Here is a 14221-nt window from a genome sequence, read left to right as displayed (position 1 = left end):
GTCAGCCTCCTACGCTCCAGCGGGCAAACGCGCCCCAGAACCAATCGAATTTTGCTGCAAAAGCCACGAAGACCACCCAAACCAAACTGAACGGCAAGAAAACTTTCCAGCCCAGCCGCATCAGCTGGTCATAGCGGTAGCGCGGCGTGATCGCCTTGACCATCGCGAACAGAAAGAAGAAGAACGCCATCTTGGCGACCATCCACAGCACGCCATCCGGCAGGCCCGGGATCGGCGACAGCCAGCCGCCGAAGAACAGCAGCGAAGTCAGCGCGCACATCAGGAAGATGGCGATGTATTCGCCCGCCATGAACAGCAGGAAGGGCGTGGCCGAATATTCCACCTGGTAGCCGGCAACCAGTTCCGATTCCGCCTCGGGCAGGTCGAAGGGCGGGCGGTTGGTTTCGGCCAGCGCCGAGATGAAGAACAGGAACACCATCGGGAAATGCGGCAGCCAGTACCAGCTGAAGAACCCGAACGCGCCGTCCTGCGCCCGCACGATGTCGCCAAAATTCATCGAGCCGGTCGAGATGATCACCCCGATGATGATCAGGCCGATCGAAACCTCGTAGGAAATCATCTGCGCGGCCGAGCGCAGGCTCCCGAGGAACGGGTATTTCGAGTTCGACGCCCAGCCCCCCATGATCACGCCGTAAACCTCGAGCGAGGATACGGCGAAAACGTACAAGATGGCCACGTTGATATCCGACAGCACCCAGCCATCGTTGAACGGAATCACCGCCCAAGCGATCATGGCCAGCACGAAGGATGTCAGAGGCGCCAGGATAAACACCGTCCGGTCAGCCCCGGCGGGGATTACCACCTCTTTCACCACGTATTTCAGCGCATCCGCCACCGATTGCAGCAGACCATACGCGCCCACGACGTTGGGGCCGCGACGCATCTGGACCGCCGCCCAGATCTTGCGGTCGCCATAGACCAGGAACAGCAGCGAGATCATCACGAAGGCGACGACGGCCAGCACCTGTGCCAGTATGATCAGGGCTATTCCGCCCGGGGTGTCAAAGAATTCAGCCATTGGTCCTCACACCGTGGGTATTCCGTTTGCCGCCGTGGCCGCCAAGCCCAGCCCGACGGCCAGAGACTCGCACCGCAAGCGGTTGGTTTGGCGTGTCGGTGTAAACAGCATCCGCCGCCCGTACGCCACCTTTTTTCTTCCGTTTCAACGGTCGCGCACACGACGCGGCCGCCGCCCCGTCATACGAGCCGGCGGGCAACGGCGCGCCGTTGTTCTGCCGTATGAACGCCGCCAGACTCATTCCGCCGCGATCTTCTGGTTGCCGCGCGCCTTGGCCAGCGCCGAAAGCTCTGCCATCAGCTGCGACGCCCGCGCGATTGGGTTGGTCAGATAGAAATCTTTGATCACAGTTCGGAAGGTCGCCTGCCCCAACGGCCCGGCCTCGAGCGGCTGCATTTCGTTCTCGGGCACTTGGTCGATCTGCGCCAGATGCGGCACCGCCGCGACCAGCGCCGTGCGCAGCTGCGCCAGCGAGTCGTAGGGCAGCGCCTGCCCCAGCTCGGCTGAAAGCGCCCGCAGGATCGCCCAGTTCTCCTTGGCCTCGCCCGGGGCGAACCCGGCGCGCATCGCCAATTGCGGGCGACCTTCGGTGTTCACGAACAGCCCGTTTTCCTCAGTATAGGCGGCTCCGGGCAGGATGATGTCGGCGCGGTGGGCACCGCGGTCACCGTGGCTGCCCTGATAGATCACGAAGGGGCCGTCCTCGATCTCGATTTCGTCGGCCCCGAGGTTGTAGATCACCTCGGCCCCATCGATCGCTGCCTCGATTCCTCCTTCGGTGACGGCGCTCACATCCATCGCACCAACCCGCGCCGCAGCTGTGTGCAGCACGAACAGGCGGCCCGACAAGGCCTGGGCCGCAGCCAGAACGGCTAGGCCGTCGGCCTCGGTCACGGCGCCCTGCCCGACGATCACGATGGCATCCTTGCCTGCCTTTGCCTTCGCCAGAGCCGCGCGGTCCTCACCCAAATGGTCATAATCATAGGTCAGATCCACCGCCGGACCGATCACCTTGACCGTAGCCCCGGCCAGCCACGCCTTGCGGATGCGCGCGTTCAGCACCGGGGCTTCGTGCCGCGGGTTGGTGCCGATCAGGATGATCTCTTTCGCGGTGTCGATCTCTTCGATCGCCACGTTTCCGACATAGGCCGAGCGGTTGCCGATGGGCAGGCGGGCATTGTCGGTTCGGCACTCGACCTTACCACCCAGCCCTTCGATCATCTGCTTCAGGGCAAAGGCGGCCTCGACCGGAACCAGGTCGCCGACCAGGCCGGCCACGGTCTTGCCCTTCATCGCGTCCGCCGCGGCCGCAAGCGCCTCGGTCCAGCTGGCCGGGCGCAAAAGGCCGTTCTCGCGGATATAGGGCGTGTCCAGCCGCTGGCGGCGCAGCCCGTCCCAGACAAAGCGTGTCTTGTCGGAAATCCACTCTTCGTTCACGCCGTCATGGTTGCGTGGCAGAATGCGCATCACGACGCGGCCCTTGGTGTCAACCCGGATGTTCGAGCCCAGAGCATCCATCACGTCGATTGATTCGGTCTTGGTCAGCTCCCACGGACGGGCGGTGAACGCATAAGGCTTGGAAGTAAGCGCGCCCACCGGACACAGGTCGATGATGTTGCCCTGAAGGTTCGAGTCCAACGTCTGGTTCAGATAGGTCGTAATCTCGGCGTCTTCGCCCCGACCGGTCTGCCCCATCTGATCGACCCCCGCCACCTCGGTGGTGAAGCGGACGCAACGGGTGCAGCTGATGCAGCGGGTCATGGCGGTGCCCACCAGCGGCCCAAGATCCAGATCGTCGACCGCGCGCTTGGCCTCGCGAAACCGGCTGGCCGAGATGCCATAGGCCATCGCCTGATCCTGCAGATCGCATTCACCGCCCTGGTCGCAGATCGGGCAATCCAGCGGGTGGTTGATCAGCAGAAACTCCATCACGCCTTCGCGGGCCTTCTTGACCATGGGCGAGTTGGTCTTGACTACCGGCGGCTGGCCTTCCGGCCCCGGGCGCAGATCGCGCACCTGCATGGCGCACGAGGCGGCGGGCTTGGGCGGGCCGCCCACGACCTCGACAAGGCACATGCGGCAGTTGCCTGCGATCGACAGGCGCTCGTGATAGCAGAAACGCGGCACTTCGATCCCGGCCTGTTCACAGGCCTGGATCAGGGTCATGGCACCATCGACTTCGATTTCCTTGTCGTCGATCACGATCTTGCGGAGGTCAGACATGGTCTAGTTCGCCCTCAAATACACGCCAATGGCGCTGTTTCTTTCGATTTCCCTGCGCCCCAGCGCACAGAAAGTTTCGGTGTTGGCATAGCTTACGCCGTTCTGAGCCAGGTATGCCTCGCCCTTGGCGCGCATCCGCGCCTTTTCTGCATCCGATTCCACATAGGCCCGGATCTCGGCATCCGAATATCCCAGCTGGTTCGCTTTGGATCGCAGCCCCCACATCACGCCTATTGCCTTCAGACGACGCCCGCTGATTGTCGGGCAGATTTCTGAAATCTCGTTGGCGATGGCGATGTAGTAGAGCGAGTCGTCGATCTCTTTAACTTCGCGCAAGGGCGGTTTGGCTCCGGCCACGGCAGGCAGCGCGACGACGCAGGCAACGGCGGCAAGTTTCGCAGCTTTCATGACATATCCTTTCGTCTTGGGTTCCCCAAGACGACACTTCCCTCGACCGCTATGCAATAACGCGCGGCCTGCCGGAACCTGATATGACATGGCATGGGTCATGGCCGCTGACACTTCCCGGCAAAAGTCAGGCTGTCATTGTCGATCCGCAGAGTCTGCGGCTCGGCATCCGGTCCGATTTTCCAGGCGATGCGGGAAGACCCGAAATTCTGCACACAGAACCGCGTGGCCTCATAGCGCCCCGCTTCGCGCGCGCCGTCCAACGAAGCCGACACGCCCTTGACCGTCACGGTGAAATCGGCCGGCGACCTTTTCTTGTCGACCGCCTTCGCTTTGGCGCGAAATGCCTGCCCATCGAACAGCACCCGATCCTCGGCCTTGCCACCGCAGGCCGACAGCACCGCAAGAACCGCCAAAACACCGGTCAACGGAGCAATGGCCCTACCACGGGCAACAATAGGGATCAGCCTTGCCATCAGATCGCCGCCACCAAAGCCATGACGCCCAGCACAGCCATGCATGCCCAGGCCACAACGTACAGAACGCTTCGCAGGCCGCTGTGCGGTTTGCCAATGCCGCGGATATGAACCACCAGCATCACCAGACGCGCCACCAAGGCGATCGAGGCCAGCCAGTTCACCCAGACCGGGCTGACCCCCAGCAGCATGGCCGCCAGAGTCACGGTCAGGAACGCGGGCAGAGTTTCGGTTCCGTTAAGATAGGCGCGGTTCAGACGATAGGCACTGTCGGCATAGTTCTGTTCCGGCGTCGCCCCTGGCGCCAGGCCCTTGCCCTGCTTGGCCAGCGCCGAGAACGGCGCCAGCAGCAGGACCACCAGCGTAAAGATCACCAGCGCGGCAATCGTGTGCGAGTATTCAGAATATACTTCCATCGGATCTACTCCGCCGCCATCGCACCCATACGGCCCGATTTGCGGGCCTTGATGCGGTCTTCGATTTCTTCGCGGAAGTTGCGGATCAGGCCCTGGATCGGCCATGCGGCCGCGTCCCCCAGTGCACAGATCGTGTGGCCTTCGACCTGCTTGGTCACCTCGAACAGCATGTCGATCTCTTCCAGCTCGGCCTCGCCGCGGACAAGGCGATCCATCACGCGCATCATCCAGCCCGTGCCTTCGCGGCAGGGCGTGCACTGGCCGCAGCTTTCGTGCTTGTAGAATTTCGATAGGCGCCAGATCGCCTTGATGATGTCGGTGGACTTGTCCATCACGATCACAGCCGCCGTTCCAAGCCCCGAGCCCAGATCGTTGCGCAGATAGTCGAAATCCATGATCGCATCGCGCATGTTCTCGCCGCGCACGCAAGGCACGGACGAGCCACCGGGGATCACGGCCAACAGGTTGTCCCACCCACCGCGGATGCCGCCGCAATGGGTCTCGATCAATTCTTCGAAGCTGATCGACATCGCCTCTTCGACCACGCAGGGGTTGTTGACGTGACCCGAGATCGCAAAAAGCTTGGTGCCCGCGTTGTTCTGGCGGCCGAAACCGGCGAACCAGTCGGCACCGCGGCGCAGGATCGTGGGCACGACGGCAATGGATTCCACGTTGTTCACCGTGGTCGGGCAGCCATACAGACCCGCCCCCGCCGGGAACGGCGGCTTCATGCGCGGCATGCCCTTCTTGCCTTCGAGGCTTTCCAGCAGCGCGGTTTCCTCGCCGCAGATATAGGCGCCGGCGCCGTGGTGCAGGAACAGGTCGAAATCCCAGCCCGAGCCGGCGGCGTTCTTGCCCAGCAGGCCGGCATCATAGGCCTCGTCGATGGCGGCCTGCAGCGCCTCGCGCTCGCGGATGTACTCGCCCCGGATGTAGATGTAGCAGGTATGCGCGTTCATCGCGAACGACGCGATCAGGCAGCCTTCGATCAGCGTGTGCGGATCGTGGCGCATGATCTCGCGGTCCTTGCAGGTGCCCGGTTCGGATTCGTCAGCGTTCACAACAAGGTAAGACGGACGGCCATCGCTTTCTTTTGGCATGAACGACCATTTCAGACCGGTCGGAAAGCCCGCGCCGCCACGCCCGCGCAATCCCGAATCCTTCATCGTCTGGATGATCCAGTCGCGCCCTTTAGCGATCAGGTCAGCGGTGCCGTCCCAATGCCCGCGGGCCTGGGCGCCCTTCAGCGTGCGCTCGTGCATCCCGTAGATGTTGGTAAAGATCCGGTCCTGATCCTTCAGCATCGCGTGTTACCTTTGGCTGTCCTGACGCATGCGCCAGAGTTGAAAAATGTTGACGCCCGCATAGATGAAAGCCGCGATCGCGGCGAAATCAAACAGCAGCGCATAGCGTCCCGGCAGTTCCAGCGCCGGGCCGATGAACAGGGTCACGGCAAGCCACATCAGCATGGTCACCGCGATGACCACGCCGATATGTCGGCCCTTGCGGGCGATGGCCTGTTCCTTGTCCTTGTCCATCACACTCCGATGCCCGTATCGGGCACCGTCTCTCAGTCTTCGTAAGTGCCTTCTTTCTTGGCACGTTTGGCAAATTCGGTTTCCTCGCCGGCCGCCAACTTGGCCGCCTGTTCGATCCAGCCGTCGCGTTCGATCCGGCCCTTGAATTTCAACCGTGCATCTACCCAGGCCACCTGTTCGGGCGTCCAGGCCGCGATCTGGTCATAGTGGTAAAAGCCCAGTTCGTTCAGCGTCTGCTCGAGCTTCGGGCCTACGCCCTTCAGCAGCTTCAGATCGTCGGGTTTGCCGCCACGAGGACCAGTCAGCGTTTCGGGCTGAGTCTCGGCGGTTGCGGGCCTAGCTGCGGCGCCCTCGGGCGAAGATGGCTCGGCCTTGGCGGATTTCCTGGGCGCGGCCTGACGGGCCGCGGGCTTGCCCGGGTCCGCCGCCTTGGGCGGCTTGGGCGCGGCTTTCGCGCCGGCGGCCTTGCCGTCCTTGCCCAGCCATGGCGTCAGGATCGGAACCTCGGTCCCATCGATGGGCTTGACCGTATCGCCCAGATCGGCGGCCAGTTGAACGCTGGCATTGTACTTGGACTTGCCGGCCTCGTACTCTTTCAGGCTGGTCAAGCCGCCGTTGGGCTCGGCAGCATAGCGGCCGTTCTGCGGCCCCGGAACCGGCACCTTGCCGGCAGCCAGATCATCGATGATGCGGGCAAAGCTCTCGGCGGTCAGATCCTCGTAGTAGTCCTTGCCGATCTGCGCCATCGGCGCGTTCGAGCATGACCCCAGGCATTCGACCTCTTCCCAGCTCAGCTTGCCGTCCGCCGACAGCTGATGAGGCTTGGGCGCGATCTTTTCGCGGCAGACCGCGATCAGATCCTCGGCCCCGCAGATCATGCAGGACGTGGTGCCGCAAACCTGAATATGCGCAACGGAACCAACTGGTTGCAGTTGAAACATGAAGTAGAAGGATGCAACTTCAAGCACCCGGATATAGGACATGTCCAGCATCTCGGCCACATATTCGATGGCCGGGCGGCTGAGCCAGCCCTCCTGCTCTTGCGCGCGCCACAGCAGCGGGATGACCGCGCTGGCCTGACGACCCTCGGGGTACTTGGTAATCTGAGCCTTGGCCCAGTCCAGATTGGCGGGCGTGAAGGCAAAGCTTTCGGGTTGTTCGTGGTGCAGGCGGCGGAGCATTAGCGGTCAATCTCTCCAAATACGACATCCATTGTGCCGATGATGGCGGCGACGTCGGCCAGCTGGTGGCCCTTGGCGACGTGGTCCATGGCTTGCAGGTGCAGATAGCCCGGCGCGCGCAGCTTGGCGCGGTACGGCTTGTTGGTGCCGTCGGCGACCAGATAGACGCCGAACTCGCCCTTGGGCGCTTCGACGGCGGCATAGACTTCGCCCGCCGGAACGTGGAAGCCTTCGGTGTACAGCTTGAAGTGATGGATCAGGCTTTCCATCGAGGTCTTCATGTCCGAGCGTTTCGGCGGGGTGATCTTGCCGCGCGCCAGAACGTCTCCGGGGCAGTCGCGCAGCTTGGAGATGGCCTGACGAATGATCGACACCGACTGGCGCATCTCCTCCATGCGGACGAGATAGCGGTCATAGCAGTCCCCATTCTTGCCGACGGGAATCTGGAACTCGAATTCGTCGTAGCATTCATAGGGTTGCGCGCGTCGCAGGTCCCAGGCCAGGCCCGATCCGCGCACCATCACGCCCGAGAATCCGTATTTCTGGATGTCATCCTCGGTTACGACACCGATATCGCAGTTGCGCTGTTTGAAGATGCGGTTCTCGGTCAGCAGGCCGTCGATATCATCCAGAACAGCGGGGAAAGCATGGCTCCAGGCCTCGATATCGTCAAGCAGTTCGGGCGGCAGGTCCTGGTGAACGCCACCGGGGCGGAAATAGGCGGCGTGCAGGCGGGCGCCGCAGGCGCGCTCATAGAACACCATCAGCTTTTCGCGCTCTTCGAAGCCCCATAGCGGCGGGGTCAGCGCGCCCACGTCCATCGCCTGCGTGGTCACGTTCAGCAGGTGGTTCAGGATGCGCCCGATCTCGGAATACAGAACCCGGATCAGCGAGGCGCGGCGCGGCACTTCGACCCCGGTCAGCTTTTCGATGGCCAAGCACCAGGCGTGTTCCTGGTTCATCGGCGCCACGTAATCCAGACGGTCAAAATACGGCAGGTTCTGCAGATAGGTCCGGCTTTCCATCAGCTTTTCGGTGCCACGGTGCAGCAGGCCGATATGCGGGTCGCAGCGTTCGACGATCTCGCCGTCCAGTTCCAGCACCAGACGCAGAACGCCATGGGCCGCAGGGTGCTGCGGGCCGAAATTGATGTTGAAGTTGCGGATCTTCTGTTCGCCCGTCAGAGCGTCTTCGAAGCCCTTGCCGCCATCCATCATCGTGTCTCTCCTGTCCGGGGATCAACCCCGGCTGTTCCGTTCGTGCCGGACCGGTCCGGCAAGCGAGGGCCTCAGCGCCGCCCCCGGTTTTTCTTTTTTGCCTCGGCCCGAACCCGGACCCTTTCGGCGTCTGCCGCTTTCACCGCCGCCCCGGCCAACAACGCGCCCAGAGCCCCAATTACAACCAGTTCTCCAAGCATCGTCAGCATCTCAGCGGCGCTCCAGTTCCTGCAGCTTCAGACCCATCCACCACAAAAGGGCGATCGTGCCGAAGGGAACCAGACAGGCCAGCGCCCAGTATTTGTTGATCCCGAAAAACGGCAGAAGCTTGACCATCGGGATTATGGTCAGCGCCGAAAGGATCAGCCACCAGATGCCGCCCATTTACTTGGTCTCCTGCTTTTCGTCCCCCGGCAGAATGTAATTCGCACCCTCCCACGGGCTCATGAAGTCGAACTGGCGGTATTCCTGAACCAGCGAGACTGGCTCATAGACCACGCGCTTCTGCGCCTCGTCATAGCGAACCTCGGTGTAACCGGTGGTCGGGAAATCCTTGCGCAGTGGGTATCCCCGGAACCCGTAGTCGGTCAGGATGCGCCGCAGGTCCGGGTGGCCCGAGAACAGGATGCCGAACATGTCGAACACTTCGCGCTCGAACCAGTTGGCGGACGGGTGCACATCGACGATCGAGGGCACCATCTCGTCCTCGCGGACCGAGACCCGCAGCCGGATGCGATGGTTCTGATACATCGAGAGGAAGTGATAGACGACGTCGAACCGCTTGGCCCGCTCGGGATAGTCCACGGCGGTGATGTCGACGAGTGTCGAGAATTTGCAGTTCTGGTCAGACTTCAGATACTCGACGAATTCGATCAGGTTCGACGGGGCCACATCGACGCTCAACTCACCAAAGCTGACGTCCCATGACAGGACGCAGTCGGGCCGCTTGATTTCGATCAGTGCGCCAAGTTCCTTGAGTGCTTCGCTCATCAGGGTTCCTCCTCAGCGCACGATGGTGCCGGTGCGGCGGATCTTGCGTTGCAACTGCAACAGACCATACAGCAGCGCCTCGGCGGTCGGCGGGCAGCCGGGAACGTAGATGTCCACCGGAACGATGCGGTCGCAGCCGCGCACCACCGAATAGGAATAGTGGTAATAACCGCCGCCATTGGCGCAGGATCCCATCGAGATGACATAGCGCGGCTCGGGCATCTGATCATAGACCTTGCGCAGAGCCGGCGCCATCTTGTTGGTCAGAGTGCCTGCCACGATCATCACGTCCGACTGGCGCGGGGATGCACGCGGCGCGATGCCGAAGCGTTCGGCATCGTAGCGCGGCATCGAGGTGTGCATCATCTCGACCGCGCAGCAGGCCAGGCCGAAGGTCATCCAGTGCAGCGAGCCGGTGCGCGCCCAGTTGATGATGTCCTCGGACGAGGTCAGCAGGAACCCTTTGTCCTGCAACTCGGCGTTCAGGGCCTGGGTGGCGACTTCCTTGTCAACGCCCGCGGTGTTTGCACCCGTCATCACTCCCATTCCAAGGCCCCCTTCTTCCATTCATAGGCAAAGCCGATGGTCAGAACGCCCAGGAACACCATCATCGACCAGAAGCCGACATCGCTGATATCCTTGAAGCCCACGGCCCAAGGAAACAGGAACGCAATCTCAAGGTCGAAGATGATGAACAGGATCGAAACCAGATAGAATCGGACATCGAACTTCATCCGCGCATCGTCGAACGCGTTGAACCCGCATTCATAGGCGCTGACCTTTTCGGGGTCGGGATTGCGGACTGCCAGAACGACGGCGGCCAGAATCAGGACGATTCCAAGGCCCACGGCGACGGCCAGAAACACCAGGATCGGGAGATATTCCCGCAACAGCTCTTCCACGAGTGGCTCCTTTCCTGCGCATCCCGAACGAGACGCGCCGTCAATTGGCGTGTTGACTGGACATTCTCTATCCGCGCGGGGTCAGAGGGTCAACCGAGCACAAGCGCGCATGGCACCGAATATTCGGCTTGCCAACGCCCAGCGCTGCACTTGGCGCAAGCCCTTGGCTTCAAATGGTCGCGGACGGTCAAACCTCACTATTCCATGAAGGTTTTCGCTTGTCGAAGAAAGCGCTGATTCCTTCATGCGCCTCGTCCGTTTCCCATCGGTCGACCAGCGCCCGGATCGTGTGGTCGATCACCGCGTCGTCGATGCGCGGCCCGAGGTCCCGAACCAACGCCTTGGCCGAGGCCACGGCGCCCGGCGCACAGGACAGATAGGGCTGCACTTCGGCTTCGATCGCGGCATCCAGCTCATCCGCCGGAACGGCCCGAGCGAGCAGGCCAAGATCCACCGCCTCGGCCGCGTCGAACAGACGGGCCGACATGAACACGCGCCGCGCGCGGGCCTCGCCCATGCGGGCGATGACATAGGGGCCGATGGTGGCCGGAATCAGCCCCAGCCGGGTTTCGGTCAGCCCCATCTTCAGGCTGTCCACGCCGACGGCCACGTCGCAGACCGCGGCCATGCCCACGCCACCGCCAAAGGCGTTGCCCTGAAGCGCGCCGATCAACGGTTTTTGCAGGGTGTTCAGGGCGTTCAGCATCTCGGCCAGCTTGCGTGCCTCGACAAAGCGGGTCTCGGGATCGGCGGCCATTTGGGCCTGCATCCAGCCCAAGTCACCCCCGGCGCAGAAGCTCTTGCCCGCGCCGGTCAGAACTACGACACGCACGTCGTCGGTTTTCCCCAGTTGCGCGGCGGCCTGGGTCAGTTCGGCGATCATCTGCGACGACATCGCGTTGTGTTTTTCCGGCCGGTTCAGCGTCAGCGTGGCAACCCCGCGCGGGTCGGTGGAGATCGAGATGGTCTCAAACATGTCAGCCTCTTATCCCGCCCGCATTGCGCGGGCCATTTCCGCCGCTTCGTTCAGCACGGCGGCGTCCAGTCCGGTGTCATAGCCCAGCCGCTCCAGATGCGCGGCCACGGCTTCGGTGGCCACATTCCCGGCCGCGCCCGGTGCGTAGGGGCAGCCACCCAATCCGCCCACGGCGGCGTCGAACACCCGGACGCCCAGCGCAAGAGACGCGTCGATATTGTCGATCGCGCGCCCGTTGGTGTCATGAAAATGCCCGGCCAAGCGGGTCGCGGGCACATATTCACGCACCGCCAGCAGCATCCGCGCGATGCTGTCGGGTGTCCCCTGCCCGATCGTGTCGCCCAGCGAGATCTCGTAACAGCCGTGCGAAAACAGCAGGTCGGCCACCTCGGCCACTTTGGCGGGTGGCGTCGGCCCGTCATAGGGGCAGTCGGTCACGCAGGAAACATAGCCGCGTACCGGCAGGTCGATATGGCGCGCCGCCTCGAGGATCGGGACGAACCGCTCGATGGATTCGGCGATGGTTGCGTTGATGTTGGCCTTGGAAAACCCCTCGGATGCCGAGGCAAACACCGCGATTTCATCCGCCCCGGCAGCCAGCGCGTCCTCATAGCCGCGCATGTTCGGGGTCAGCGCGGCATAGCGCACGCCGGGGGCGCGGGTGATCCCGGCCAGCACCTCGGCGCTGCCGGCCATCTGCGGCACCCATTTGGGCGAAACGAAACTGGCCACCTCGATCCGGCTGAACCCCGCCCGGCTGAGACAGTCGACCAGCGCGATCTTCTCGGAAACCGGGATTTCGCGCTTTTCGTTCTGCAGCCCGTCGCGCGGCCCCACTTCGAAAATCTCGACACGTTCCGCCATGGCGGTGCCCTCCTGTTCAGTCCCGGCCCGCCCCGTTCAGGGCGGGCGTTCAGGGTTTCAGTCGTCTTCCAGCCGGACCAGCGCCGCGCCGGCCTCGACCTGCGATCCGGCCTCGGCCAGAACCTCGGCCACGACACCGTCGCGGGCGGCCAGCAGCGAATGCTCCATCTTCATCGCCTCGAGGATGGCCAGCCGGTCGCCCTCCTTCACCGCCTGTCCTGGCGCGGCAAAAACCGCCTTGACCAGCCCAGGCATCGGCGCCTCGACCACTTTGGTGTCACCGGCGGCGCTGACGTCGCGGTCCAGCGGGTCCAGCACCTCGAAACTCACGCCATAGGCGTCGAACACGGTGACATCGTGGCCCGCAATCGCAACCGGCGGCATCGGCTGGCCGTCGATGATCCAGCGGCCGTTGACCCGTTCGGCGATCATGCTGGTCCCGCTAACCTGCCAGTCCTGTCGGTCCGGCCCTGCGACCTGGACGTCCAGTTCCAGAACCTCGCCGTCGCGCTTCATCTGAAGCGCGCGGTGCAGCGGGGCCCAGAGCGTAAACCCGGTATCCTCGGCGGGTTTGTCCAGTCCGGTCGCGGCCATCGCGGCCGCAACGGTCATTGCCGGGGTGACGGCGGTTTCGCGCACCAGATCGTCGAGATCGCGGCCGATCAACCCGGTATCGACATCGCCTGCCGCAAACCCGGCGTGCCGGGTCAGTGCGCCCAGGAAAGACAGGTTGGTGACGGTTCCCGCCACCTGCGTTTGGCGCAGCGCCCGGTGCAGTTGTCCCAGCGCCACCGCGCGGGTCGGGCCGTGCACGATCACCTTGGCGATCATCGGGTCATACCATGGGCTGATCGTGTCACCCGCCCGCACGCCGCTGTCGGCGCGGCAGCCATGCGGAAACTCCAGATGGGTCAGAGTGCCCGTCGCGGGCAGGAACCCTTTGGGTACGTCTTCTGCATATAACCGGGCCTCGAAGGCATGGCCATTGATCGACAACTCGCTCTGCTGTTTTGGGAGGCTTTCCCCCGCCGCAACCCGCAACTGCCATTCGACCAGGTCGATGCCGGTTATGGCTTCGGTCACCGGGTGTTCGACCTGCAGGCGGGTGTTCATCTCCATAAACCAGAAGCGGTCGGGGCGCAGACCGTCCGAGGCATCGACGATGAACTCCACGGTGCCTGCGCCCTTGTAGCCGATGGCCTCGGCCGCGCGCACGCCCGCCTGGCCCATCGCTTCGCGCATCTCGGGCGTCATTCCGGGGGCCGGTGCTTCCTCGATCACCTTCTGGTGGCGGCGCTGCAGCGAGCAGTCACGCTCGAACAGATGCACGGCATGGGTGCCGTCGCCAAAGACCTGAACCTCGATGTGGCGGGGCTTGGCCACGAATTTCTCGACCAGAACGGCATCATTGCCAAAGGCGGTCTTGGCCTCGCCCCGGGCACTGTCCAGGGCGGCCGCGAAATCCGCGGGTTTCTCGACCAGCCGCATCCCCTTGCCACCACCGCCGGCCACCGCCTTGATCAGAACCGGATAGCCGATCGTGTCGGCCGCACCGGCCAGATGCTCGGGGTCCTGGTTATCGCCGTGATAGCCGGGCACGACCGGGACGCCAGCCTGCTCCATCAACGCCTTGGCGGCATCCTTCAGACCCATTTTGCGGATTGCATCCGCCGAAGGGCCGATGAAGATCAGGCCCGCCGCCTGAACTGCATCTACGAAATCGGGGTTCTCGGACAGAAACCCGTACCCTGGGTGGATCGCCTGCGCGCCGGTGTCCAGCGCGGCCTGAATGATCACGTCGCCTTTCAGATAGCTGTCGGCCGGAGCCGCTCCGCCGATATGCACGGCCTCATCCGCCATCTGCACATGCTTGGCGGCCGCGTCCGCATCTGAATACACGGCAACGCAGGCCACGCCCATCTTGTGCGCGGTTTCGATGACCCGGCAGGCAATCTCGCCCCGGTTGGCGATCAGGATCTTGTCAAACATGG

The 14221-nt window shown here is 63.3% G+C and carries 16 protein-coding genes; all 16 read right to left on the bottom strand.

Features of this window, described 5'->3' with window-relative positions:
• Position 1: 1 nt before the first annotated feature.
• The 16 genes from nuoH to AC2FMN_RS02900 all read right to left on the bottom strand — a co-directional run bounded on the left by nuoH (position 2) and on the right by AC2FMN_RS02900 (position 14219).
• Entirely contained in the window at positions 2-1039 is a 1038-nt protein-coding gene (nuoH, locus tag AC2FMN_RS02975; RefSeq protein WP_496686123.1) for an NADH-quinone oxidoreductase subunit NuoH, read from the bottom strand.
• 237 nt (positions 1040-1276) lie between these two features.
• Entirely contained in the window at positions 1277-3262 is a 1986-nt protein-coding gene (nuoG, locus tag AC2FMN_RS02970; RefSeq protein WP_496686121.1) for an NADH-quinone oxidoreductase subunit NuoG, read from the bottom strand.
• A 3-nt stretch (positions 3263-3265) separates the two neighbouring features.
• A complete protein-coding gene (locus AC2FMN_RS02965; RefSeq protein WP_496686118.1) occupies positions 3266-3772 on the bottom strand; it encodes a DUF5333 domain-containing protein in 507 nt (168 codons plus the stop codon).
• Positions 3769-4146: a hypothetical protein gene (locus AC2FMN_RS02960; protein WP_496686115.1), complete on the bottom strand. Its 378-nt coding sequence runs from the start codon at positions 4144-4146 to the stop codon at positions 3769-3771. The genes AC2FMN_RS02965 and AC2FMN_RS02960 overlap by 4 nt, the downstream gene beginning before the upstream one ends.
• On the bottom strand, positions 4146-4562 hold the full coding sequence (locus tag AC2FMN_RS02955; RefSeq protein WP_496686113.1) for an MAPEG family protein: 417 nt from the start codon (positions 4560-4562) through the stop codon (positions 4146-4148). Before AC2FMN_RS02955 ends, AC2FMN_RS02960 begins: the two co-directional genes overlap by 1 nt.
• A 5-nt stretch (positions 4563-4567) precedes the next feature.
• Positions 4568-5866, bottom strand: coding sequence for an NADH-quinone oxidoreductase subunit NuoF (gene nuoF, locus AC2FMN_RS02950; RefSeq protein WP_496678939.1), 1299 nt, complete (start codon positions 5864-5866; stop codon positions 4568-4570).
• 6 nt (positions 5867-5872) lie between these two features.
• Positions 5873-6100, bottom strand: coding sequence for a DUF5337 domain-containing protein (locus AC2FMN_RS02945; protein ID WP_496678937.1), 228 nt, complete (start codon positions 6098-6100; stop codon positions 5873-5875).
• Positions 6101-6132: 32 nt separating this feature from the next.
• Positions 6133-7281 (bottom strand): NADH-quinone oxidoreductase subunit E, encoded by a 1149-nt coding sequence (locus tag AC2FMN_RS02940; protein ID WP_496686111.1) that lies wholly within the window; start codon positions 7279-7281, stop codon positions 6133-6135.
• A complete protein-coding gene (locus AC2FMN_RS02935; protein WP_496678951.1) occupies positions 7281-8495 on the bottom strand; it encodes an NADH-quinone oxidoreductase subunit D in 1215 nt (404 codons plus the stop codon). The genes AC2FMN_RS02940 and AC2FMN_RS02935 overlap by 1 nt, the downstream gene beginning before the upstream one ends.
• Positions 8496-8708: 213 nt before the next feature.
• Positions 8709-8882, bottom strand: a complete 174-nt coding sequence (locus AC2FMN_RS02930) for an NADH dehydrogenase (RefSeq protein WP_068347518.1) — start codon at positions 8880-8882, stop codon at positions 8709-8711.
• Positions 8883-9488: an NADH-quinone oxidoreductase subunit C gene (locus tag AC2FMN_RS02925; protein ID WP_496686109.1), complete on the bottom strand. Its 606-nt coding sequence runs from the start codon at positions 9486-9488 to the stop codon at positions 8883-8885.
• Positions 9489-9500: 12 nt separating this feature from the next.
• Positions 9501-10034 (bottom strand): NuoB/complex I 20 kDa subunit family protein, encoded by a 534-nt coding sequence (locus AC2FMN_RS02920; protein WP_093964904.1) that lies wholly within the window; start codon positions 10032-10034, stop codon positions 9501-9503.
• A complete protein-coding gene (locus AC2FMN_RS02915; protein ID WP_093964903.1) occupies positions 10025-10390 on the bottom strand; it encodes an NADH-quinone oxidoreductase subunit A in 366 nt (121 codons plus the stop codon). The genes AC2FMN_RS02920 and AC2FMN_RS02915 overlap by 10 nt, the downstream gene beginning before the upstream one ends.
• Before the next feature lie 187 nt (positions 10391-10577).
• Positions 10578-11366 (bottom strand): crotonase/enoyl-CoA hydratase family protein, encoded by a 789-nt coding sequence (locus AC2FMN_RS02910; RefSeq protein ID WP_496686108.1) that lies wholly within the window; start codon positions 11364-11366, stop codon positions 10578-10580.
• A gap of 9 nt (positions 11367-11375) precedes the next feature.
• Complete coding sequence (locus AC2FMN_RS02905; protein ID WP_005984063.1) at positions 11376-12230, bottom strand: hydroxymethylglutaryl-CoA lyase; 855 nt, start codon at positions 12228-12230, stop codon at positions 11376-11378.
• A 57-nt stretch (positions 12231-12287) separates the two neighbouring features.
• On the bottom strand, positions 12288-14219 hold the full coding sequence (locus AC2FMN_RS02900; RefSeq protein WP_496686106.1) for an acetyl/propionyl/methylcrotonyl-CoA carboxylase subunit alpha: 1932 nt from the start codon (positions 14217-14219) through the stop codon (positions 12288-12290).
• Positions 14220-14221 lie beyond the last annotated feature (2 nt).

The organism is Ruegeria sp. BHSC037 (genome assembly GCF_059613045.1).
The sequence above is the reverse complement of the archived record's forward strand: the minus strand, read 5'-3'. Positions and strand labels throughout refer to the sequence as shown.

Coding starts and splice junctions, on each gene's coding strand:
- nuoF (WP_496678939.1), bottom strand. CDS start 5,866: ATGCTGAAGGATCAGGACCGGATCTTTACCAACATCTACGGGATGCAC.
- AC2FMN_RS02910 (WP_496686108.1), bottom strand. CDS start 11,366: ATGTTTGAGACCATCTCGATCTCCACCGACCCGCGCGGGGTTGCCACG.
- AC2FMN_RS02965 (WP_496686118.1), bottom strand. CDS start 3,772: ATGACCCATGCCATGTCATATCAGGTTCCGGCAGGCCGCGCGTTATTG.
- AC2FMN_RS02930 (WP_068347518.1), bottom strand. CDS start 8,882: ATGGGCGGCATCTGGTGGCTGATCCTTTCGGCGCTGACCATAATCCCG.
- AC2FMN_RS02935 (WP_496678951.1), bottom strand. CDS start 8,495: ATGGATGGCGGCAAGGGCTTCGAAGACGCTCTGACGGGCGAACAGAAG.
- AC2FMN_RS02900 (WP_496686106.1), bottom strand. CDS start 14,219: ATGTTTGACAAGATCCTGATCGCCAACCGGGGCGAGATTGCCTGCCGG.
- AC2FMN_RS02925 (WP_496686109.1), bottom strand. CDS start 9,488: ATGAGCGAAGCACTCAAGGAACTTGGCGCACTGATCGAAATCAAGCGG.
- AC2FMN_RS02955 (WP_496686113.1), bottom strand. CDS start 4,562: ATGGAAGTATATTCTGAATACTCGCACACGATTGCCGCGCTGGTGATC.
- AC2FMN_RS02960 (WP_496686115.1), bottom strand. CDS start 4,146: ATGGCAAGGCTGATCCCTATTGTTGCCCGTGGTAGGGCCATTGCTCCG.
- nuoG (WP_496686121.1), bottom strand. CDS start 3,262: ATGTCTGACCTCCGCAAGATCGTGATCGACGACAAGGAAATCGAAGTC.
- AC2FMN_RS02920 (WP_093964904.1), bottom strand. CDS start 10,034: ATGGGAGTGATGACGGGTGCAAACACCGCGGGCGTTGACAAGGAAGTC.
- AC2FMN_RS02945 (WP_496678937.1), bottom strand. CDS start 6,100: ATGGACAAGGACAAGGAACAGGCCATCGCCCGCAAGGGCCGACATATC.
- AC2FMN_RS02905 (WP_005984063.1), bottom strand. CDS start 12,230: ATGGCGGAACGTGTCGAGATTTTCGAAGTGGGGCCGCGCGACGGGCTG.
- AC2FMN_RS02940 (WP_496686111.1), bottom strand. CDS start 7,281: ATGCTCCGCCGCCTGCACCACGAACAACCCGAAAGCTTTGCCTTCACG.
- nuoH (WP_496686123.1), bottom strand. CDS start 1,039: ATGGCTGAATTCTTTGACACCCCGGGCGGAATAGCCCTGATCATACTG.